12 protein-coding genes are annotated in these 21398 nt (G+C 57.5%); all 12 read right to left on the bottom strand.

All coding sequences use genetic code 11. From position 1 onward, the window contains the following. A complete protein-coding gene (locus P8935_RS09875) occupies positions 1-1974 on the bottom strand; it encodes a TolC family protein (protein WP_348264827.1) in 1974 nt (657 codons plus the stop codon). After that, the gene (locus P8935_RS09870; RefSeq protein WP_348264826.1) at positions 1971-2675 is read right to left on the bottom strand and encodes an ABC transporter ATP-binding protein; all 705 of its coding nucleotides are present in this window, start codon (positions 2673-2675) and stop codon (positions 1971-1973) included. The genes P8935_RS09875 and P8935_RS09870 overlap by 4 nt, the downstream gene beginning before the upstream one ends. A 26-nt stretch (positions 2676-2701) precedes the next feature. Next, the gene (locus tag P8935_RS09865) at positions 2702-5233 is read right to left on the bottom strand and encodes an ABC transporter permease (protein WP_348264825.1); all 2532 of its coding nucleotides are present in this window, start codon (positions 5231-5233) and stop codon (positions 2702-2704) included. An 11-nt stretch (positions 5234-5244) separates the two neighbouring features. Then, entirely contained in the window at positions 5245-7737 is a 2493-nt protein-coding gene (locus P8935_RS09860) for an ABC transporter permease (protein ID WP_348264824.1), read from the bottom strand. 20 nt (positions 7738-7757) lie between these two features. Next, positions 7758-10325: an ABC transporter permease gene (locus tag P8935_RS09855; protein ID WP_348264823.1), complete on the bottom strand. Its 2568-nt coding sequence runs from the start codon at positions 10323-10325 to the stop codon at positions 7758-7760. Between the two features lie 45 nt (positions 10326-10370). Then, complete coding sequence (locus P8935_RS09850; RefSeq protein WP_348264822.1) at positions 10371-12827, bottom strand: ADOP family duplicated permease; 2457 nt, start codon at positions 12825-12827, stop codon at positions 10371-10373. Between the two features lie 79 nt (positions 12828-12906). Further along, positions 12907-15351, bottom strand: a complete 2445-nt coding sequence (locus P8935_RS09845; RefSeq protein WP_348264821.1) for an ABC transporter permease — start codon at positions 15349-15351, stop codon at positions 12907-12909. A gap of 1 nt (position 15352) precedes the next feature. Continuing rightward, positions 15353-16072 (bottom strand): ABC transporter ATP-binding protein, encoded by a 720-nt coding sequence (locus P8935_RS09840; protein WP_348264820.1) that lies wholly within the window; start codon positions 16070-16072, stop codon positions 15353-15355. Between the two features lie 112 nt (positions 16073-16184). After that, the gene (locus P8935_RS09835; RefSeq protein WP_348264819.1) at positions 16185-17432 is read right to left on the bottom strand and encodes an efflux RND transporter periplasmic adaptor subunit; all 1248 of its coding nucleotides are present in this window, start codon (positions 17430-17432) and stop codon (positions 16185-16187) included. Between the two features lie 179 nt (positions 17433-17611). Further along, positions 17612-18805 (bottom strand): acetyl-CoA C-acetyltransferase, encoded by a 1194-nt coding sequence (locus P8935_RS09830; RefSeq protein WP_348264818.1) that lies wholly within the window; start codon positions 18803-18805, stop codon positions 17612-17614. Positions 18806-18859: 54 nt separating this feature from the next. Continuing rightward, complete coding sequence (locus P8935_RS09825) at positions 18860-19237, bottom strand: DUF779 domain-containing protein (RefSeq protein ID WP_348264817.1); 378 nt, start codon at positions 19235-19237, stop codon at positions 18860-18862. Positions 19238-19375: 138 nt separating this feature from the next. Continuing rightward, on the bottom strand, positions 19376-20905 hold the full coding sequence (gene adh, locus P8935_RS09820; protein ID WP_348264816.1) for an aldehyde dehydrogenase: 1530 nt from the start codon (positions 20903-20905) through the stop codon (positions 19376-19378). Between the last annotated feature and the right edge of the window lie 493 nt (positions 20906-21398).

The raw sequence follows: 21398 nt of genomic DNA, 5'->3' as shown, positions 1-21398 counted from the left end.
TTAGTTGTTGTCCGCCTGTACAACTCCGGTTTTGGCGTCGGTGATCGAGATTCCGTATTCTTCAAGCACCGATCCGGTAGCAAACTTCAGCTGAATGCGAGCCTTCTCGTAAGCTGTTTGTGCCGTAACAAGCGCCGATTCGGCCACGGACAGATCGTGCTCGGCAGACAATGTCTGCTGATTCGATCCTGCTCCCAGTTTTTGTTCCTGTTGCATGATATTGAGGGTCCGCTGTGCGAGGTCGCGTGCCTGCTTAGCCGCGCCTACTCGGCTGGCACCTTGCTCCACAGCGTAGCGAGCGTTGCGCACTTCGATGACAATATTCTTCTTCAACTCCTCAGCGTACACCTGGGATTGGCGGTATTCGAGTTCGGTGCGGTACTGGTCGGCCTTGGCCTGACGATTGCGCAAAGGCATCTGGAGTTGGAGACCCACCTGGTATTCGGGTGAAGAGTTGTTCAGCGCATTCTCGAGAGTGCCGCCGTACCCTCCGGGAGCAGTGTTGCTCCCCGCGAATGCCGGGTTCGGAACTCCGCCGAATGCCGTGCCGGAGTAAAAGCCGTAGAGACTGAGCTGCGGCAGGAGGTTGTTGCGAGCAGATTTTCGGGTCAGCTCCCGGTTGCTGAGGTCGAGGGCGTTCTCCTGGATTTCAGTGCGATTCTTGAGAGCGTCAGTGATACTCTGCTGTACCGGCTCGGTCTGCGGCTGTATCTGAGCGGCAAGATGATCTGTCGGCACCACTGGCAACTCCTGAAGAACCGGATCGTCGAAAGAACGGGTGATGGCGTTCTTCATGTAGAGTTCCTGAAGTTCCAGGTTGGTACGCGCGACAGTCAAATCCTGCTGGCGTGTCGCCACTTCGCTTTCAGCTTTCAGGACATCCATCTCAGGAATGGCCTGAAGTTCGAGTTGCTTGCGGCTGGTGTCGAGAGTCTCCGTTGCAAATGCGACCGAGCGTTCGCCTACCTGTTCGGTGTCGTAGGCGTTTACAAGATCCCAGTAGATATTGCAGATCTGGGTTACTGTCGCGATGATCTGTGCCTTGAATGCGATGTCTCCAATTTTCTGGTTAGTTCTCGCAATTCGCAGATAGCGCAGATTCGGCCCGGTTCCAAATCCGGCAAGCAACTGTTGCTGGAAGATGACTTGAAGGTTGGAATAAAGCTGCGGATTCAGAGTATTGTTGGGACTATTCGATGTCTGGCGGTTGTTGTTGAAATCGGTTTCAAAATAGGTGCCGGTTGGAAAGAACTGTTGATAGCTGATGTCCGCCAGGTTTTCGTTCTGGTGGTAGGCAGAGACGCCGTAAAGAGTCTGGTTGGTCAACTGTTGCGAGGTGTGGTCGTTGTAGGCCTTGGCAATAATGTAGGGATCGAAGCTGGAAACATTGCTTCCAACGCCGAACGTGGACTGCACGAGACCGCCGCTCCCGGCGCCAGCGCCGCCGCTCCCGGTGCTTGTGCCGCCTGCTCCGCTACCAGTTCCTGTTCCGCTTGCCGCCCCGCCGGGTGTGCCGGAGACTACACCGGTATTTACGCCTCTGGTGAATCCTCCGGCCTGAGTGCGCAGGATGTCCATCTGCGCAATGGGGAGGTTATAGCGTGCAATAACGATGTCGAGGTTGTTCTCGAGAGCGAGATCGATTGCGTTGCGAAGCGAGAGATAAAGCTTTCCATCGCGGACGAGTGAGTTCATACGCATCGAGTTGGACAGGCTGGGAGGCGGCACAATTTTCCCGCGATAGGCATCGAATGGATTGAACGAGTGGTGCAGCATCTCGTTGAACGGCACCGCGGGCGCTGTTTGTAGCGTTGTGGTGGCCTGGGGCGCCGTCTGCGGCGGAGCGTTGGTAGCTTCCGATTGAAACGCAAGGGCCATATTGGCCTGAAGAAGCAGGATTGCCGCACCCGCAATGATGCGAGTTGCGATTGGAGTGCCCGGGGTCTTTTTCAAATCATTCACCTTTGAGTTCACTGTGCACCGACCTCCGAAGGAGCAGTCTGCAGGTTTTCGTCGCGCGTCATCCAGCCGTCGCGCAGTTCAATGATGCGCTTGCCGTAGCGAGCATTCTCTTCAGAGTGCGTGACCTGCACGATAGTGGTGCCGGCGCGATTGAGTTCGCAAAACAGATCCATAATCTCGCGCGCTTGTGTGGAGTGAAGGTTGCCGGTAGGTTCGTCGGCCAGCAGTAGTGATGGCGCGTGGACAACGGCCCGCGCGATGCCGACCAGTTGCTGCTGTCCGCCGGAAAGCTGGTTCGGAAACAAGTCCTTTTTGGCAACGATATTGAAGCGATCGAGAATGTCGGCAACCATGCCGGCACGATCTTTTGAGGGCAGATTCTTGTAGGAGAGCGGGAGATCGATGTTCTCGGCAACGGTAAGATCGTCGAGCAAGTGGTAGCTTTGAAATACCATCCCGATGCGCTGACGAGCCAAGTCCGCTCGCTGCTTGCGATTGAGCGAGTGCACCGGCGTTGAGCCAAACCAGTATTCACCAAGCCAACTGTCATCGAGAAGCGCAAGCGCATTCAAGAGCGATGACTTCCCTGCTCCTGATGGGCCCATGATGGTGATGAATTCACCTTCTTGAATCGTTAGATTGATGCGGCGCAGCACCCAGGTTTCAGCGTGCCCGGTCTTGTAACTGCGTTCGATATTCTTCAGGTCGATCATGATGGCGATGTACTCCGTTCTCAAAACTATTCTGTGCGCAGTGCCTGCATGGGCTCTACAGCCGCAGCCCGGCGCGCGGGCAATGCAGCGGCAAGAGAGAGCATTATTACGGTAAGTGTTACCGCTCCGCCAAGCGTAATTGGATCGAACGTGCTGACTCCAAAAAGCTGGCTTCGGAAGAGACGGCCCAGGGCGATGAGAGAAGGCAAAGCCACGACCGTAGCAACTGCGGCGATGATGGCCATTTCTCGAACAATGAGAAGAACGACAACGGAACGCGGCGAGCCCAGGGCCAACCGCACTCCGATTTCGCGTGTACGCTGTTCGGTCGAATAAGCGAGTACGCCGTAAAGTCCCACAGCAGCAAGAATCAATGCGAGTCCGGCAAAACCAATGGCGAGAAACGCGAGTGCCCGCTCATCGGCTTCACTGCGCTCAACCTGCGCGTTCATGGTGCGGAGGCCGTCCACCACGAGCGTTGAATCAAGCTGATGGATGGTCTGGCGAATCGCGCCTTCAACGGTGGTGGGCGGAGGCGAAGTTTGCACGTACATCTGGACACCGTGCGGATGCTTCTGCTGCAGGTAAGGCAGATAAACGGCGGCTCCGAGCAGCGTACGCAGATCAGTGTGCCGGATATCCCCGACTACGCCAACGATGGTGATGTTGTAGTTTGGCTTATCGCCTGAGCCTTCCTGCAACTGGCGACCAATGGCGTTCTGCGGTGTTCCAAAAAAGCGCTTGGCGAAAGCCAAATTGATGATGGCAACTTCCGGCTGCCCTTTGGTGTCGGCTGCAGTGAATTCCCGGCCAGTCAGAAGCGGCTGATGAATGGTAGAGAAGTAGTCCGGCGTAATGCGCGGCTGCTCGAAGTTCATATTCTCATCTTCTGAAGGCTTGTACCCCTGTACGGAGAAATTCGACCCCTCAGAGTCTCCCACCAGTTCAGGATCGGTAGTAGCCGCAACAGAAGTAACGCCAGGAAGACGACGCAACACATCGATAGAATTGGTAATGATCTGGCTGGTGCGATCTTCGCTGTATCCCGAGTTCGTGGGATCCAGCGCAAATGTCACGAGCTTTGCGGTCTCAAATCCGAGCGATTGGTGACGAAGATTATCGAATGTGCGGAAAAAGAGTCCGGCGCCGCCCAGCAGCAGCACGCTAAGGGCGATCTGTACGCCCACGGCTAGTTTCCTGAAGCGTTGCGAATCCTTGGAGAGCGTGCCGGTGTTTTGGCGCAAAGCACCAGCGAGTTGGGGACGGAAGAAGTGGAATACAGGGGCGACGCTGAAGAAAAGCGTGGCAATTATCGAGAGACCTAACGTGAAGAGCAGCACCCGAATATCCACGGAAGCCGAATATGGCTCGGATCCTGGATCGGAACTGGTGAGGATGCGCACCAACGACGCTGCGACCAATGGAGCGAGTGCAATTCCGGCCGCTGCTCCGACGAATCCGAGAACACCGCCCTCAATGATCAACTGTGAGACGATGCGACTGCGGCGCGCGCCAAGTGCGTAGCGCATTGACATTTCGCGACCGCGGTTGGCCGCCCGCAACAATAGGAGCGTCGCCACATTGATGGCGCAGAGAATCACAAGCAGTCCGGCCATGCTCATCAGGATGAAAAGCGGCTTCTGCAGATCGGTTCGATTGGGATTGAATCCCTTGGAGTCGTCGAGAACTTCGAAGGTGGACAGATCTACAAAGTTTTTGCGGAATCGCTCGCTTGCCTGTTTGAAAAGAGGAAGTTCGTTGGCGCGCAGAGAATGCCACAAAGTGCGCATGCTCGCGTCAGCCTGCTGACGCGTAATTCCTGGCTTCAGCCGCGCGACCAGGGTGAGCCAAACGGACTGATGGTTTTTGAGGTCATCGATCGGCGCTCTCCAGGGGATCGCTATCTCGACCATGCTGGTAGGAACAAAAATCGCCGGACGATAGCCGCCGATTGCAGAGTCGAAGTTCGCAGGCGCGACACCAATGATTGTGAAGGAGTGGCCATTGATGAGGATCGTCTGTCCAACAACGTCATGAGCCGCGCCAAGATGGGTGCGCCAGTAGTTGTAGCTCACCACCGTTACCGGATTCGAGTCTTTCGCCGTATCGTCTTGAGGTGTGAAAAGGCGTCCAACAGCGGGATTGAGCCCAAGAAGCTGGAAGTAATTGCCAGAAACAACCTCCGCACTTTCGCTCTCAGCCTGATTGTGCCAGGAGATACCGACTTGCGCTTCGTCCGTTGCGAGAATCCCACTGAATACCTGGTTCTGGTCGCGCAGATCTTTATACATCGGGTAGGAAAAATAGTTGTGGTGATCTTTCCTATCGCCGCCAAAGCTGCTCATGGAGCCGTTGAATGCTCCATTCCACTCGAAGCGGACCAACTCCTGCGGCTTCTGCACGGGAAGCATTCGAAGAAGGACTTGATCGAAGAGCGTGAACACAGCCGCATTGGCGCCGATGCCGAGCGCAAGCGTCACGACGACTGTGAGGCTGAAGCCTGGCGACTTGCGCAACTGCCGAAGTGCGTAGCGTAGATCCTGTATCAACGAATTCATCCTGACCTCTCCTATTCGGTGCGCAAAGCCCGCATGGGATCAATGGAAGCGGCACGACGGGCGGGGAACCAGCTTGCACCGAGTGTGGCTAAAAGAATGGCAACGGAGGCGGCAACCGCCGACCATACGCCGTTCATCACAATGACGGCTCCGCTGCCGGCGGGGTTTACACCGGCATCTGCCAGCAGATGGCTCACGACCGGCCTGACCAACCAACTCGCCGCCAGCCCCAACGCCACGCCTGCGAAGGCTACCGTCAAGCCGCGACCGAGAAACACACCGAGAATTGCGCGACGGTCAGCCCCCAGTGCCATGCGCACTCCGATTTCCCTGGTTCGCTGGGTCACCTGATAACTCAGGAGTCCGAAGAGCCCGATCACGGTGAGGATCATTGCAAACACCGAAAAGCCGCTAGCCAGGAGTGAGAAGAAGCGAGGCTGTTCGATGGTTGAGTCGATGACTGCCTGCATGGTTGTGAGGCGAGCTACAGGAATTTCGGGATCGGCTTGCTCAACAGCGCGCTGCACGGTTGCCGCCAGGTTGACGTCGGCTGCGGTGCGGATGGCGAAGCTGGTGGGAAACCATCCATTGATGATGCCCGACATTTCGTCAGAGAGCTGGCTCATCGGCGCGTAGATCACGATATTGCCGGTCTCGACGAGGGAATGCGTATGCACATCCGCAGCGATCCCAACGATGCGCCAGCTGTGCTCGCCGCCAATTTTGATCGAATCGCCTATCGGGGATCGACCGGGCCACCATTTCCGGGCGGCCTCAGCACCGATCACGATAACCAGATCGCCGCCGGCGCGATCGCTGTCTGAAAAATCTCTTCCCGATAGCAGCGGAATCCCCATGGTTTGGAAATACGAGGGGGTAACGGAACGAAGCTCGATGATCTGGCGGATATCATGGCGGTCTGTTGGATTGCCGCCAATGTTCAGGCCTCGATCCAACGGCAAACCATTCACCGCTGCTACGCGCTCTACGCCGGGGGTGTGGCGCAGATTTTCAAGAACGCTGGAAACAAACTGGGTGGTCTGGCGCGTGTTCGCGTAGCGATTCCCTTTGAGATCGACCTGGAAGACGGAAAGCTGCTTGGCAGCAATGCCCGACGGCACCGAACGCAGTTTCAGAAATGTTCCAAGCAGCATAGAAGCGACGGAGACGAGAGCCATCGCCAATGCGATCTGCGCAACCATGAGTGTCCGAGACAGGCGCGCGTGCGAAACTGTCTCTCCGAAAGAAGGGCTCCCCAATCGCGTTTCGCGGTTGCGCTTACGGAGAATCAGCCACGCTGGAAGCACTGAGAAAATACCGGTGGCGGCCAGGGAGACCAGAAAAACAACTCCGCACAGTGGGCCAATGCTGGGATCGCCATGCAACGAAGGAACGGCAAGCGGCGCCGCGTGGAGCAGAATCCGCGTTGCAACTCGCGCCACCAGCAAAGCAAGAACGCCACCAAAGAAGGCCAGCAAGAGACCTTCGCACGCGAGCATCCGAACCAAGTGCCCGCCTGTCGCACCGAGAGCGGAGCGCATCGCGATTTCGCGCGAGCGACGCATCGACCTTGCCACCATCAATCCGGCTAGATTCAGACAGGCAACAAGCAAAACCGCCAGCACTGCACCCATCACCGTGAGTAAGCTACGGCGCACCTCGCTCACCACGACATCCTGCAACTTCCACGCGCGAAACTCGTGAAGTTCGTTGTTGCGACCGAACCACTTTGTGTATGTGGGATTCGCCTGGTAGAAAGGCGCGTTCAGCATACTCAACTCACTCTGAGCCTGCGCAAGCGTCACTCCCTGGCGTAAGCGCGCAATCATCTCATAGTTGTCGCCATCGTAGCCGGGATCTTTTGGACCCAATTGAAGCGGTTGCCACAGGGCAGGAGTTCCCAAAACGCCAGGAGCCGTTTCGGCAGTGACGGTAAAACCGGCGGGCATCACGCCTACGACGGTGAAGGTTTCCTGGTTGACGCGAATGGCCCGACCCACGACTGCGGAATCGCCGTTGAAAACATTAGTCCAAAGATCATGGCTTAGCACCAATGCTTTTGCACCATTTGGCCGGTCCTCATCTGGCAGGAAGGCGCGGCCGAGTGCCGGCATTACACCAAGCGTTCGGAAATATCCTTCGGAGACACGCAGAGCATTCACTTGAATTGCACGTCTCCCGTTGAGGGAGAGATTGACGGCGGGACTGGAGTCGTCCATGATCGCGACGGATGAGAATTCGTTGCTGTGTTCGCGCACGAAATCGGCGGTGCTGCCTGCCTGTTCCGCATTCGGCTTCTCGTGAGGAAAGGTATAGGCTACGCCCACCAGGCTGTTTGAATCGGGATAGGGTAATGCCTGCAAGAGGACAGACTGTATAACGCTATAAACGGCCGCAGTTGCCCCTATGCCGAGCGCGAGTGTAAACACGGCGGTTGCCGCAAAACCCGGCGATCGCCGCAGTTGGCGGATGGCGTAGCGAATATCGTTGGCCAGCACGTTCATCCCGCTCAGTCTCCTTTCTCCTACTCAATCCGTAGTGCGCGCATCGGTTCAATCGAGGCAGCGCGGCGCGCGGGAATAAATCCTGCGGCAACCGCGCAAAGGAGCAGCATGAAGGGTGCACCAGCGAGAGCCCACGGATCATAACTGCCAACGCCATAAAGCAGGCTCTTCATCAGATAACCTGCGTAGAGCGAGGCCGGAATTCCGAGGCAAAGACCGATAATCACCTGCCAGAGCGCACCGCGCATTACCATGCTGAGGACGCTGGAGCGCGTTGCTCCGAGCGCCATGCGTATGCCGATTTCGCTGGTACGACGTGCAACAAAATACGACATCACGCCGTACAGTCCCACCGAAGCCAGAATCAGTGAGAGCATTCCGAACAAACTGGAGAGTTCCGCCGTCAGACGATCTCCGTTGAAGTTGCCGGCCACCTGCGCGTCGAGAGAGCGAAGATCCATGACCGTGAGATTGGGATCGATCTCAGCCAGGGTACGGCGAACCAACTGTTCGGCATTCTGTTGCGGCCTGTTGAAGCTCAGAACCATGGAGTTGATGAACATGGATTGCGTTTCGCCGGAATCCATCGACTCCATGTGATATGGGAACTGCTGCGTAAGCGCCCGCAGATAAACGGGCCGGATATCATCGCGCGGATTGTTGAGCTTGAAGTCAGCAAAGACTCCGACGATTTCAAAGCTCCCGGAGAACTGAGGAAAGTCGATGCCGAAATGCTGACCGATCGGATCCTGATTAGGAAAGAACCGCTTCACAAAAGTCTGGTTAACCAAAACTACCTGCGGCGAGTTGGCGGTATCCTGTTCCGTGAATCCCCGTCCGCGCAAGATGGACACACCAACGGAATCAAGAAAGTGTGTACTGACGCGATCCCATGTTGATCCGCACTTGTCCCCCGGACGTGGCGCGGGATGTCCCTGCTGAATGACACACTCACCCCAGTTATCGCCCTCGAGCGGGCTGTAGAGGGCCATCCCAACATTGGTCACACCGGGCAATGCTGAAAAGCGCTCGTCGATCTGACGGTAGAGGCCGGGCAGCCTGTCGATGGTATAGCCAGCCCCGGCAGGATCAAAATGAAGCACGTAACGATTGCTGGTGGCGATCCCGAAGTTCTGGTGTTCAAGATTGACCAGCGTTTTGGTCATCAAGATGGCACCCGCTAGCAGCACGAGCGATAACGCAGCCTGAAATACCACTAACGATTTCTGCGGCAGCGAGGAGCGGTCGCGACTGGAGCGATTGACGCCGCGCAGCGCCTCAGCCGGCTGTGCGTGCGTTGACATCCAGGCGGGCGCGGTACCGAACAACACCCCGGTCACGAGCGAAATCAGAAATGCGAAACCGAGGACAATGGGGGATGGGCTCGCATCGACGGGCATGTTGCGCGCTTCAGGAAACGCAAGGGCAAGGATGGTGTGAGAGCCGAGATAGGCAACAGCCAGCCCCACGAGTCCGCCAATGCAACTGAGCAGAATGCTTTCCGTCAGTATCTGGCGCATCACGCGACGACGACCAGAGCCCAATGCCATGCGAAGTGCAATATCTGCACGGCGAGTGGTGCTGCGAGCCAGCATCAGATTGGCGATATTCGCGCAGGCGATCAAAAGCACCACCGAGGAAAGGATCATCAGGAACTTCAGCCCTTTACCCGCTTCCTGTTGGAGGTTTTGAATTCCGCCTCCGCCGGGCGAAAGAACCACATGCATTTTGGGAATGAGTGTCGCGCCGCCATTCGCCGTGAGCACCGGACGCGTATAGAGCCACTGGCGTAGCGTCACGGTGATCTTCGATTGCAATGCTCCGATGGAGGTTCCGGGGCGCACGCGTCCAAGCAGATACAGCCAGTGCGATTCCTGGTGATGGAGGATCGCGCTGTCGCCGCGAATATAAGGTTCGGTCTGCAGCGGCATCCAGAAGTCGGGGGGGCCATCGGTTACGCGGTCGCCGAAAAAGCCCGGCGGCGCAATGCCAATGACGGTGAACGGCTTGGCCTGGATGAAGATGGTGGAACCAACGATAGTGGGATCGCCTGCATATTCTCCCTGCCATGCTTTGTAACTGAGCACTGTGGCAGGCGCTGCTGACGGCTGGTCATCCTGATCGCTAAGTGCGCGGCCCGTGTAGGCCCTCAGGCCCAGTGTTGAGAAATAATTCCCTGAGACAAATTCACCACGTAATGGCTTAGCCGCTGCGCTGCCGTGCCGCACGCTATACATTCCCCCACCCGCCTGCATCGCGGCTAGTTGCTCGAATTCGGGAGTGGTGTTGCGAAGATGTTGATAGAGATCCGTGGAGAAGATGGTGAAATCGCCGGTGTCGCTGGCGTCGCCAGGGAAGCCGCCTTCCACACAGCAATCGCCGTTGTCGCCGATACGATACAGCTGCTTAGGATCGCTGACCGGCAGGCGGCGCAACAGGATTCCCTGCACCAGCGTGAAGATCGCAGTGTTGGCGCCGATGCCTAAAGCCAGCGTCAGGGTTGCGGTAATCGTGAATCCCGGCGACTTGCGCAGTTGACGAAGCGCGTAGCGGAGATCCTGCATCGTGTTGTTCAGGGCCTGGTTCATCGCGATTCAGCTCCGAAGGGTTTGAAGGTCTGGATCGTGCCTTGTCTATTCGTTCCTGAGAGCCTGCATCGGCTGGATATTCGCGGCGCGGTATGCCGGCGTAATGCCAGCGATCAGTACCGTGAGCACCAGCGCAAGTCCCGCGACGCTGAAGCTGAGCAGGTCAAAAGGCGAAACATTGAACAACATGGAGCGCAACAGTCGCACTGCGGCAACGGAACCAAGACCTCCCGCCCCAAGCCCAATGAAAATTACGGCCGCACTTCCCTGCAGCACCAATCGGAAGATTTTCTCCCGTGTCGAACCAAGTGCCATGCGCAAAGCAAACTCGCGGTTGCGTTCGAGCACCGAGTAGGCCATGACTGCATACAGCCCCATCATGGCGACCAGGACACTGCAGATGGCATAGACTCCGAGCAGTTCCGCGGGGATGCGCGACATCTGATATTGCTCGCCGGTAACATCTTCGAGCGTACGTACATTCTCCAGCGGCACGGATGAATCCAAATCAGCCACTGCTTTTCGCAATTGCGAAACAACCGCAGTGGCGCCTGTGCGCGAATGGACTGCGATCATTGCGTATCCATATCCGGATTTGCCTTGCAGTAAAGGCAGGAAGACGACCGGTGTAGGCTCCGTGTTGTCGGGGCTATGGTAGGCGAAGTCATGTACGATGCCGACGATCTGACGTTCGACTTTATCGACAATGATGGCGCTCCCTAGAGCATTTCCCTGCGGCCAGTAACGGTGAGCCATGGACTCATTGATCACAGCAACCTTTGCGGTTGAGTCATTGTCAGACGTTGCAAAATCGCGTCCCTGCTGCAGCTGAATTACCATCGTGTGGAAGAAGTCGGGGCCGTCAAAATCCGTCACCACCTGCTTGTCCTCACCTTTCCCGGGAATGTGACCGGGGATGCTGAAGTTGCGCGTGTTGCCCGAACCCCAATCGCCCATGGGCAAGTGAGTAGTCAGGGTTGCCGAGGCGACGCCTGGGGCAGTGCGCAGATGATCGAGAACCTCAAGCAGGAAGAGGCGGGCACGATCGTCGGTGTACCCGGCTCTCGAAAGGTCGATGGTTGTCGTGAGAGTGTTGGTGCGATCAAACCCAACAGGGCGATTGAAGATATTGAGCGAGGTGCGCGTCAGCAGACCGCAGCAGGCCAGCACGATGAAGCAGATGGCAAGCTGAATACCAAGCACAATGCGCTGGCCGATTCTCTTTCGCGTTGCCCCGGCGACGGCGGTGCTTCCTTCGTGCAGCGCTTCCCGCTGCGAAACCCGCAGCGATTGGCGAATGGGGTACATCCCGCAGGCCAGGGTAACCGCGATGGCAATCGCGGCAACGAACGCAATGATGCGCCAATCGCTGTGCAGATTGAAAGCGATGGGGAAGCCGAAGTCGGGCAGAAGGACGTAAACCGCCCGGGAGATGCCGACGCTGACAGCCCAACCGGCAAGCGCTCCTCCAAGTGCGAGCAGACCAGTTTCGATAAAAACCTGTGAGGCGATGCGGGACGGTTTCGCTCCGAGAGCGGTGCGGATAGCGATTTCGCGGCGGCGGCGCGCGGCTCTCTGTCCAAGAAGAGAAGCAATGTTAATGCAGACCAGCAACATCAATAAGCACGAAGCGCCGAGCAGCACGGGCAGAACTTCGCCGATTGCGCCGAAAAATCCCTTCTGCATGTGCGATGAGTCGTAGAGGTTGAGATCCCAACTATTCAGTTGATCGTTCTTCTGCGCGAGCGCAAAAGACCGGGCCAGGGTATGGAGTTCAGCCTTGGATGTAGCATCTGCTACGCCGGGGCGAAGGCGAACGACAACCTGCAGTCCAGCATGGAGCAGCGGATCAGCAGGAGCGTCGGCGGAGAGATCACGCAAAGCAGACAGCGGAATCCACGCAGCTTCGGCAACGCCACCGAAGATGCCCGAGAATTCCGGAGGCGCAACCCCCGCAACAGTGAAGACATGCCGGTTGATGGAGAGGGAACGACCGACAACGGAGGGGTCTGCGTTGAACCGGTCACGCCATAAGCCGTCAGACAAGACAATCGCATCCATCGATCCGAATGCGTGGTCGTTAGCATCGGGCTGGAAGAAGTTGCCAACCTCTGGCTTGACTCCAAGGAGTTCAAAGTAGTTCGATGAGACGGTCCCAGCGGGGATCGCCTGCGGTTGCGTATTAGGTAAAGCGAGATTGAGCGTTGCGAGGTCGAATGCCGCCGCATCACTGAATGAGCGCGATTGACGGCGCACATACTGGAATTGATCGTAGCTGACGGAATAACCATCGCCGCCGAGCACCGTAGCGGAAACAAAGCGCAGCGAACGTGCATCCCGCACCTGTGGCCAGGGATTGAACAGAACCGCATTGGTCCACGTCGCTACCGTAGTCAATGCGCCAATTCCCAGCGCCAGCGTCAGTACTGCGGTGAGTGCGAAGCCCGGCGACATGCGCAACTGGCGCAGTGCGTAACGAATATCTTGGGTAAGCGTCTGCATTCGTCATTCCTTTCTGCGATGCGCCTTTTCCTATCGGCCGCCTGTTCAATCCGAGACTCCGAAGCCGGGGATTCTCCAGTTAGAGCATGCGGAGGGTTTCGATCGGATCAATCTTCGAAGCAAAATACGCCGGTACGAGACTGGCGAGAGTCACGACAGCAAGTAGCAACATGGAAACGCTCGCGAACGTAAGCGGATCAAACGGTTTGACGTGAAACAGCATGCCGCCCAGAAATCGAGTCAACATGAGAGAGGCCGCCAACCCCAACGCAAGCCCGGTTGTCGAAAGGGCGACGCCGTGGCGGAGGATAAGAAGCAGCACGCTGGAGCGCTGCGCGCCCAGAGCGAAGCGTAGACCTAATTCGCTGGTGCGCTGATTAACGATGAAGCCAAGCAGCGAGTAGAGGCCGACTGCAGCCAGGAACATCGCGGTGGCAGCAAACGCCGTGATCAGTACAGCTTGAAAGCGCTGACGGGCTGTAATGCGCGAGAGGTCATCAGCATAGGGGTGGAGACGATAAACCGGTAGAGCGGGATCGATTTCTGCTACGGCCGAGCGCACAGCGTTTTCGTATGAAGCTGGATCGCCACTCACACGAACGGCGACCGGCGGAGGCGCTACGGGTGCCTGCTCAATGGGAATGTAGTACTCCGGGAGTTCCTGCTCTGTGAGACTCGCCCTCTTCACGTCCCCAACAACGCCGACGATTTCGCGGATGGGAGGAGGATCTCCGGCTCCCAGTCCTGACCGCATATGCTGGCCGACCGGATTTTGACCAGGGAAGTATTTCTGCGCGAACGCTTCATTAATCAGAACGACAGGCTGTCCCTCGGATTCGTGTTCTGCGGCAAGGAAGAATCGACCCTGCTTAATCGGAATGCGAAGTGTTTCGAAAAACCGACGATCAATCAGGCTGACGCGCTCGCTTGGCTCATCGCCCGTAGCGACTGGCTGACCGATGATGGAGAATGAGATGCGAATGTTGCCGCCAGAAAGCGGGAGCGGAAACCCAGCTGCTGCTGACTGAACTCCCGGAACCATCTCCAGTCTCGACTCCAACCGGTGGAAGAAGGCAACCTGCTGATTTCCGTCGTAACGAGACTCAGGCACGGCCACCCGAAACGTAAGCAGGTGGCTTGGATCGAAGCCGGGATCGACGCGGAGAATCTGATCAAAGCTGCGCATCAGCAGCCCTGCCCCAGTGAGGAGGACGAGACTCAGTGCAGTCTGCGTAACGATCAACCCAGAATGAAGCAGATGTTGACGCCGGCCTGCCGTTGCACTTCGCATGCTCGCACGCAACGCGGATGCCGGTTGAAGCCGTGACATGCGCAGAGCGGGCAGCACGCCAAAGACCAGCCCGGTCACCAGTGAAATTCCCAGCGCGAAGGCAAGTACTTGAACGTTCAGGGCAATGGTCTGCGATCGAACAAGGTCAACCGGAAGAAAACGAGGAGCCACGCGCAACACTGCTGTCACCAGCGCCACGCCGAGGCCGCCACCGCAAAGAGAAAGCACCGATGATTCGAGCATGAGCTGTCGAAGAACCATGGCCCGGGAAGCACCCAGGGCAGCTCGAATGGAAAGCTCGCTGACGCGGCCATTGGAGCGCGTCAGCAACAGTCCCGCGGCATTCGCGCAGGCAATTAGAAGCAGCACCCCCACGGCAGCAAAAAGGAGCTGAAGCGGCTTGCGCGCGTCTCCGACGACCGTGTTCAGTTCACTCGTGATATCAACAGACGTGTACTCTTTGTCGTCGTCGGGATAGTGGAGGGCGAGCCCTCGCTGAATAGTATTCATTTCAGCTCGAGCCTGGTCGATTGAAACGCCGTCGCGAAGCCGGCCAACGACGTCTAGTTGGTTATACCCTCGCTGCGATGCAGAGGAGTGCGCACCTTCGGCATCCTGCGCGAGGGTGACCCATATCTGCGCATCGGGCGTTGCTATGGGAAACTGGAAACCTGCCGGCATCACGCCCACAACCGTATAGGGTTTCTCGTCGAGACGGATCACTTTCCCAAGGGCTGACGGCGACGAATTAAACAGAGACTTCCACAATCCAAATCCAATCACCACGGATCGATTGCCGGCCTGTTCTTCTTCTCGCTGGAACCCACGGCCGAGGATCGGTGCGACTCCAACCGTCGAAAAGAATTCTGAACTTACCAGAACCCCCGTCGTGCGGGTTGCGGGCTCGCCGTCCCGGCCGCCAAGTGTGAACCCATTGGTTTTGTAGCTCGAGAGGGACTGAAAGCTTTTGGTCTGTGAGCGCCAATCGAAAAAATTCGGATAGGAGACGTCGTTGCTGCGCGAAGCACCTCCCACTAGCGTCTCGCGGTTATCAAGTTCGACCAGACGATCCGCGCGCGGGAAAGGCAATGGGCGAAGCAGGACGGCATCCACGATGCTATAGACCGCCGTAGCGGATCCAATGCCAAGCGCCAGCGTAAGGGCCACCGTCAAGGTGAACCCTGGCGCACGGCGCAGTTGGCGCATCGTGAAACGCAGATCCCGTCCGAACAAGCTAGGCCTCCACTTCTTCCGTAAGCTTTTTGAGCTCGTCTTCCGATACGACTTTGCCGTCGAAGAGGTGTACTTCGCGCTCGGCGTGCTTAGCAAAACGCGGATCGTGCGTCACCATGCAGATGGTCGAGCCTTCGCGGTGCAGATCGGCAAGCAGATGCATGACGGCTTCACCATTCTTCGAGTCGAGGTTTCCGGTAGGCTCATCAGCCAGCAAGATCGAAGGAGATCCAGCAAGTGCGCGAGCTACGGCGACACGCTGCTGCTGACCGCCTGAGAGCTGTGCGGGATAATGCCGCATGCGGTGCGCCATATTCACGCGCTCCAGGGCTTCCTTGACGCGCTTCTTGCGTTCCGCCGAAGGCATGCCGGCGCGATAGGTGAGCGGCAGCTCCACGTTCTCTTCCACGGTGAGATCGCCGATCAGATTAAAACTCTGAAAGATGAAGCCGATCTCCTGGTTGCGAATGCGCGAGCGCTCGCCGAAGCTCAGGTTCTCTACCGGCTTGTTGTTAAGCAGGTATTTGCCGCCCGTGGGTGTATCGAGCAGACCCAGGATCGACAGCAGCGTAGACTTGCCGCAGCCTGAAGGGCCGGACATGGCGACGTACTCTCCACGCGAGATGGTGAGGTGAATACCGGAGAGCGCGTGAGTCTCCACTTCATCGGTGTAGAAGACTTTGGTCAGGTCTTCAATGTCAATCAGCTTGTCGTTTGCCATCCAATCCCCCTCGTGAAAATTAGTTGTCAGTTAGCAGTTGTCAGCAATCAGAAATGAATTCAATACTGATTCCTGGCCGGTCCCTGAAGATTGTTGCCTGCTCGCCTAGCACTTACTCAAGGCGAATGCGATCTACTGCGTCATAGCGCGACATGTCGGAAAGAATTACGGTATCGCCTTCCTTCAAACCGTCGAGTACCTGGATACTATTGACCGACGCGCGGCCGACTTTGACCTGGACACGCTCAGCCGTCTTGTGGTCTGGAGATTCCTTGAAAAGACTCAGTGTCGAGTTCTCATTGCCCAGCGCAGGCCGGCCAACATAGAGCACGTCTTTAAGTCGTTCCAGATCGATCGTCCCGTCAACACTCAGTCCCTTGACCGCGCCTGCGGGAAGATCTCCATCGAGTTGTACGTCAACGGTGCGCGTTCCGTTCAATACCGCGGGATCAATACGGGTGACGTGACCGGAAACAACGCCATTATGCGTATCGACCGAAGCTGGCAGCCCTATCTGGATGTCACGCGCCTGCGTCTCGGCAATCTGCAGTGCAGCCTTTAATTTGCCCAACTGCACTACCTCGGCCAATGACTGGCCAGCGGTCACGTGCGAGCCCACCCCGAGTGGAACAGGTAGCGGGTCAACCTCCCCCCCGATTCCGGCGCGCACTTCGAGCGCTGCCGACTGCTTTTGATAGAGGGCCAGCAGCGCTTTGGCCTGTTCGATCTTGGCTTGCGAAGACGCGAGCTGAACCTCGATATTCCTCTCATTCAGTTCCAGCTGCTGCAGACTGAGCTTCTGCTGTGCGGCTAACTGATCAGCGGTCCCCTTTGATTTGTCATACGCGATGCCGGCAATTACACCGAGCTTGTAAAGCTGCTCATCGGTCTTGGCTTGCAACTGGTCCTGGGTGTTCTCAGTGTTGACCAGGGCCGCTGCGATCTTCTTGTCCATCAAGGTGCTCTGCAGGGTTGCCTGAAGGCTCCTGTTGTCGGCTTCCGCGGCCTTGACCGCTAACTTCGCGTCGAGAAGCTTCTGTTCGACTTCCGGCGCAGCCAGGTCCATCAATATGGTGTCAGCTTTGACGATGGTTCCGGGCAGCACACGTATCCGCACCACCGTGGCATCGGTAAGTGCGGGGATCAATTCGATCGAGTCTTCGCGAGGAACCAGAGTGCCGGTCGAGCCACGTACCTGCCGGATCATGTTGCCGCGCTTCACAGTGTCCGGCCAAACAGTTGACGCATCGACCGTGGGAGCTGCCGGCTTGAGCCGGGAAACCAGAACCACTGCAACCGTAAGAACCACCACCCCAATGCCGGCCCAAATGATGAGGCGGCGCCGCTTTTGCTTTTTCAAATCTGGGCGTGCGATATCCATCACTTGAGGTAGGAGCACTTGCCGTGCCAAAGGCCCTTGATCGTCAGCTATTCCAAATAAACGGCTTAGTCGACGTAAGGCTCTGATGGATTGGGAGTTGAAGTGACCGATGACGGTAAGGATCGTCCGATATCGGACAGTGAAAGCCCCGGCGCGAGTCAACCCAGGGGTAGTTCGACTGCCAGCGCAACGGCGCCACCACCACCTAGGCAAAGCGAAGCAATGCCCCGTTTCGCGCCGCGATCGGCCATGGCATAGATCAGCTTTACCAGCACCGCTGCACCGCTTGCTCCGATAGGGTGCCCCAAGGCGACTGCTCCGCCGTTGACGTTGACGCGCGCCTGGTCGAGTCCAAGTTCTCTGATGACCGACAGCGCCTGTACGCTGAACGCTTCGTTCAACTCGAACAGATCCACAGACTCGAGTGACCAGCCCGCCTTGGCAACGACCTTGCGCACCGCGTCAATGGGAGCGAGCGAAAACCATTCAGGCGCACGCCCCGCAGTGGCCTGCGCACGGACGATCACCATCGGCTTTAATCCCAGTTCCGTTGCCCGTTCGGCACTGCTTACAACAACCGCAGCGGCGCCATCGCTTACACCCGGCGCGTTGCCTGCCGTCACCGTGCCGTCTTTCTTGAAGGCCGGCTTCAGTTTGGCAAGTATCTCGGCGGTAGTGTCGGGGCGGATCGCTTCGTCGGCGTCGAATGCGCGCGGTGCTTCGCCCTTCTTCGCCGGGGGAACTTCTACTGGCAAGATCTGCGCACGGAAGCGGCCTTCAGTGGTGGCTGCGCCAGCACGGCGGTGCGATTCAGCAGCAAAGGCATCCTGATCGGCTCGGCTGATGTGGTATTTTTCCGCAACCATTTCAGCCGCAGCACCCATATGGAACTCGTTGTAGACGTCCCACAGTCCGTCGTTGATCATAGCGTCGACGAGCGTGCCATTGCCCATGCGATAGCCGTTGCGCGCCTGCGGCAGAAGGTATGGCGCGTTGGACATCGACTCCATGCCACCCGCAACGACAATCCCGGAGTCGCCGGTCTGAACGGCCTGCGCTGCGAGTGAAATAGCCCGAAGGCCCGAGCCGCAAACCTGATTCACCGTAAGAGCGCCGGCCTCGGGTGGAATTCCGGCAAAGATTGCAGCCTGGCGTGCCGGAGCCTGGCCGACTCCCGCCTGCAGGACGCAGCCCATGATGCAGTCGTCGACCTGCGCGGGGTCAACTCCCGCCCGCCGAACAGCTTCTTTGACGACCAATGCTCCCAGGCGGGGAGAAGTGTACGACTGCAGTGAACCCTGAAATTTGCCGATGGCGGTACGAACGGCCGAAACGATCACGACCTCTGACATGGATGGCTCCCGGTAACTGAGATTTCAGCGGCACCTATCTTACGACGCCAGGGATTAGATGCGCCCAGCCTCGCGAAGTTCGCGAATCTCATTGTCATCGAAGACACGGGAACGAATGAGGAAGCGCAAGCCCTCAGGCCCATCGAGAGAGAACATGCCGCCCCGACCAGGAACCACGTCGAGCGTGAGGTGGGTGTGCTTCCAGTATTCAAACTGGCTGCGGCTCATATAAAACGGTTCGCCGTCGACCTCACCGAGTTGGATGTCGGAGTCGCCCACCATGAATTCGCCGCGCGGATAGCACATCGGAGAACTGCCGTCGCAACAGCCCCCCGATTGGTGAAACATGAGCGGCCCATGTTTCTCACGCAAGACGCGAATGAGGTGAATGGCCAGATCGGTGGCTTCGACTTGTTTGGGGATCTCCGACATGATGGATTGCCTTGGATAGAGAGCGTCAAGATTTTCGTCGTTTCGTCATTCATTAAGATCCGTGCGACCCACCCATGACGCGATGAAAATACGTCATGGATGGGGCACCCAACTGCTCCCTATTCCCTATTCCGACTTTTAGAAGAAGCCCAGCTTCTTCGGGCTGTAGCTGACCAGCATGTTCTTGGTCTGCTGATAGTGATCGAGCATCATGCTGTGGGTTTCGCGCCCGATGCCGGATTGTTTGTAGCCGCCAAACGCGGCATGTGCCGGATACGCGTGATAGCAATTGACCCACACCCGTCCTGCCTGAATGCCGCGGCCAAGGCGATGGACACGATTTACATCCCGCGTCCAAAGACCCGCGCCCAATCCATAGAGCGTGTCGTTGGCGATCTCAAGCGCATCGGCTTCGTTCTTGAACGTGGTGACGGAGACCACCGGTCCGAAGATTTCCTCCTGGAAGATGCGCATCTTGTTGTGGCCTTTGAAGACCGTTGGCTGGACGTAGAACCCGTTGTCCAGCTCGCCTCCAGGATGAGCCCGCTCGCCTCCGGCAAGCACTTCCGCGCCTTCCTTCTTGCCGATATCGATGTAGCTCAGGATCTTCTCCAACTGCTCCGTCGATACCTGCGCGCCAATCATGGTGTCGCTCTCCAGAGGATTGGCCTGTTTGATGGCTGCTACCCGCTTGAGTGCACGCTCCATAAACCTGTCGTAGATGCTCTCCTGGATCAGCGCGCGGCTGGGACAGGTGCAGACCTCGCCTTGATTGAGTGCGAACATCACGAAGCCTTCGATGGCCTTATCGAAAAAGTCATCGTCTTCGTTGAGCACATCTGCGAAGAAAATGTTTGGGGATTTGCCGCCGAGTTCCAATGTGACGGGAATTAAATTCTGGCTGGCATATTGCATAATCAGGCGGCCGGTGGTGGTTTCACCGGTGAAGGCGATTTTGGCAACCCGGGAACTTGATGCCAGCGGCTTTCCGGCTTCGAGGCCGAATCCGTTGACAATGTTCAGAACGCCGGGAGGAAGAATGTCGGCGCAGAGTTCAGCCCAGACGAGAATGCTGGCGGGCGTCTGCTCGGCCGGCTTCAGTACCACGCAATTGCCTGCAGCGATAGCCGGAGCCAGTTTCCACGTTGCCATCAATATCGGGAAATTCCATGGAATGATCTGACCGACGACTCCGAGCGGCTCATGGAAGTGATACGCAATAGTGTCATGATCGATTTCGGAGATCGTACCTTCCTGCGCTCGGATGCAGCCGGCAAAGTAGCGCCAGTGGTCGATCGCAAGCGGAAGATCGGCGTTGACGGTTTCGCGGATTGGCTTGCCGTTGTCCCAGGTTTCGGCCAGCGCAAGGATGTCGAGATTGTCTTCCATGCGCTGCGCAATTTTGTTCATCAGGATGGCGCGGTGGGTGGGGCTCGTGTGTCCCCAACTCTCGCGAGCCGAGTGCGCAGCATCGAGAGCCCGCTCAACATCTTGCGCATTGGAGCGCGGAATTTCGCAAAAAGTCTTGCCGGTAATCGGCGTTACATTCTCAAAATATTGGCCGGACGCGGGCTCGACCCACTTGCCGCCAATGTAGTTGCCATAGCGAGGGCGGAAGCTCACTTTGTCACTGAGCTTGCCCGGAATCGGTTCAGTCATGGTCGCCATTGAATCCCTCCAGGGACGAACCGCGCGAAATCATCAGGAAGGCGCGGAGCAGGAATCATACTCCCGCATGGGTACCAATGGGGAGACCCACCGTGGATGCGGAAAATGCCAGCCAAATATCGGGAGCGAGGCGGCTCGCTCGACCTCGTCGCGCTCTCAATGCATAGGAATCATCAGTCGATTCGCGAACTCCGACGAGTCGGACATCGGCCCTGGCGCTCAGGTTCCTCGCCTTTAGATCGATCGGGTACATGTGATCCATCCCACTCCAACCAGGAAAAGTCTGCACTCGAATATGTAACGCGGGGTAGATGGTAACCCCCAATTGAGGTACCGCTGTATCAGTAAGATAGCCCGAATATGCCATTGAGGCGCGGGTCACGTGCAGCTAGGTTAGAAATCACTGGGAAGAGCGCTGAAGGCCCACAATGCGCCACCAGCCACCAGTCGAGTTCGAAGCAACGCCCTCTGGAGAGAAGAAAGGACCACCACA

The organism is Telmatobacter sp. DSM 110680 (assembly GCF_039994875.1).
Classification (GTDB): domain Bacteria; phylum Acidobacteriota; class Terriglobia; order Terriglobales; family Acidobacteriaceae; genus Telmatobacter.
Note: the sequence above shows the minus strand (reverse complement) of the source record. Positions and strands in the feature narration are given on the sequence as shown.

Bases quoted from the DNA above. Each gene is read 5' to 3' on its own strand.
- P8935_RS09870 (WP_348264826.1), bottom strand. From the start codon at position 2,675: ATGATCGACCTGAAGAATATCGAACGCAGTTACAAGACCGGGCACGCT.
- P8935_RS09865 (WP_348264825.1), bottom strand. From the start codon at position 5,233: ATGAATTCGTTGATACAGGATCTACGCTACGCACTTCGGCAGTTGCGC.
- P8935_RS09860 (WP_348264824.1), bottom strand. From the start codon at position 7,737: ATGAACGTGCTGGCCAACGATATTCGCTACGCCATCCGCCAACTGCGG.
- P8935_RS09855 (WP_348264823.1), bottom strand. From the start codon at position 10,325: ATGAACCAGGCCCTGAACAACACGATGCAGGATCTCCGCTACGCGCTT.
- P8935_RS09850 (WP_348264822.1), bottom strand. From the start codon at position 12,827: ATGCAGACGCTTACCCAAGATATTCGTTACGCACTGCGCCAGTTGCGC.
- P8935_RS09840 (WP_348264820.1), bottom strand. From the start codon at position 16,072: ATGGCAAACGACAAGCTGATTGACATTGAAGACCTGACCAAAGTCTTC.
- P8935_RS09830 (WP_348264818.1), bottom strand. From the start codon at position 18,805: ATGTCAGAGGTCGTGATCGTTTCGGCCGTTCGTACCGCCATCGGCAAA.
- P8935_RS09825 (WP_348264817.1), bottom strand. From the start codon at position 19,237: ATGTCGGAGATCCCCAAACAAGTCGAAGCCACCGATCTGGCCATTCAC.
- adh (WP_348264816.1), bottom strand. From the start codon at position 20,905: ATGGCGACCATGACTGAACCGATTCCGGGCAAGCTCAGTGACAAAGTG.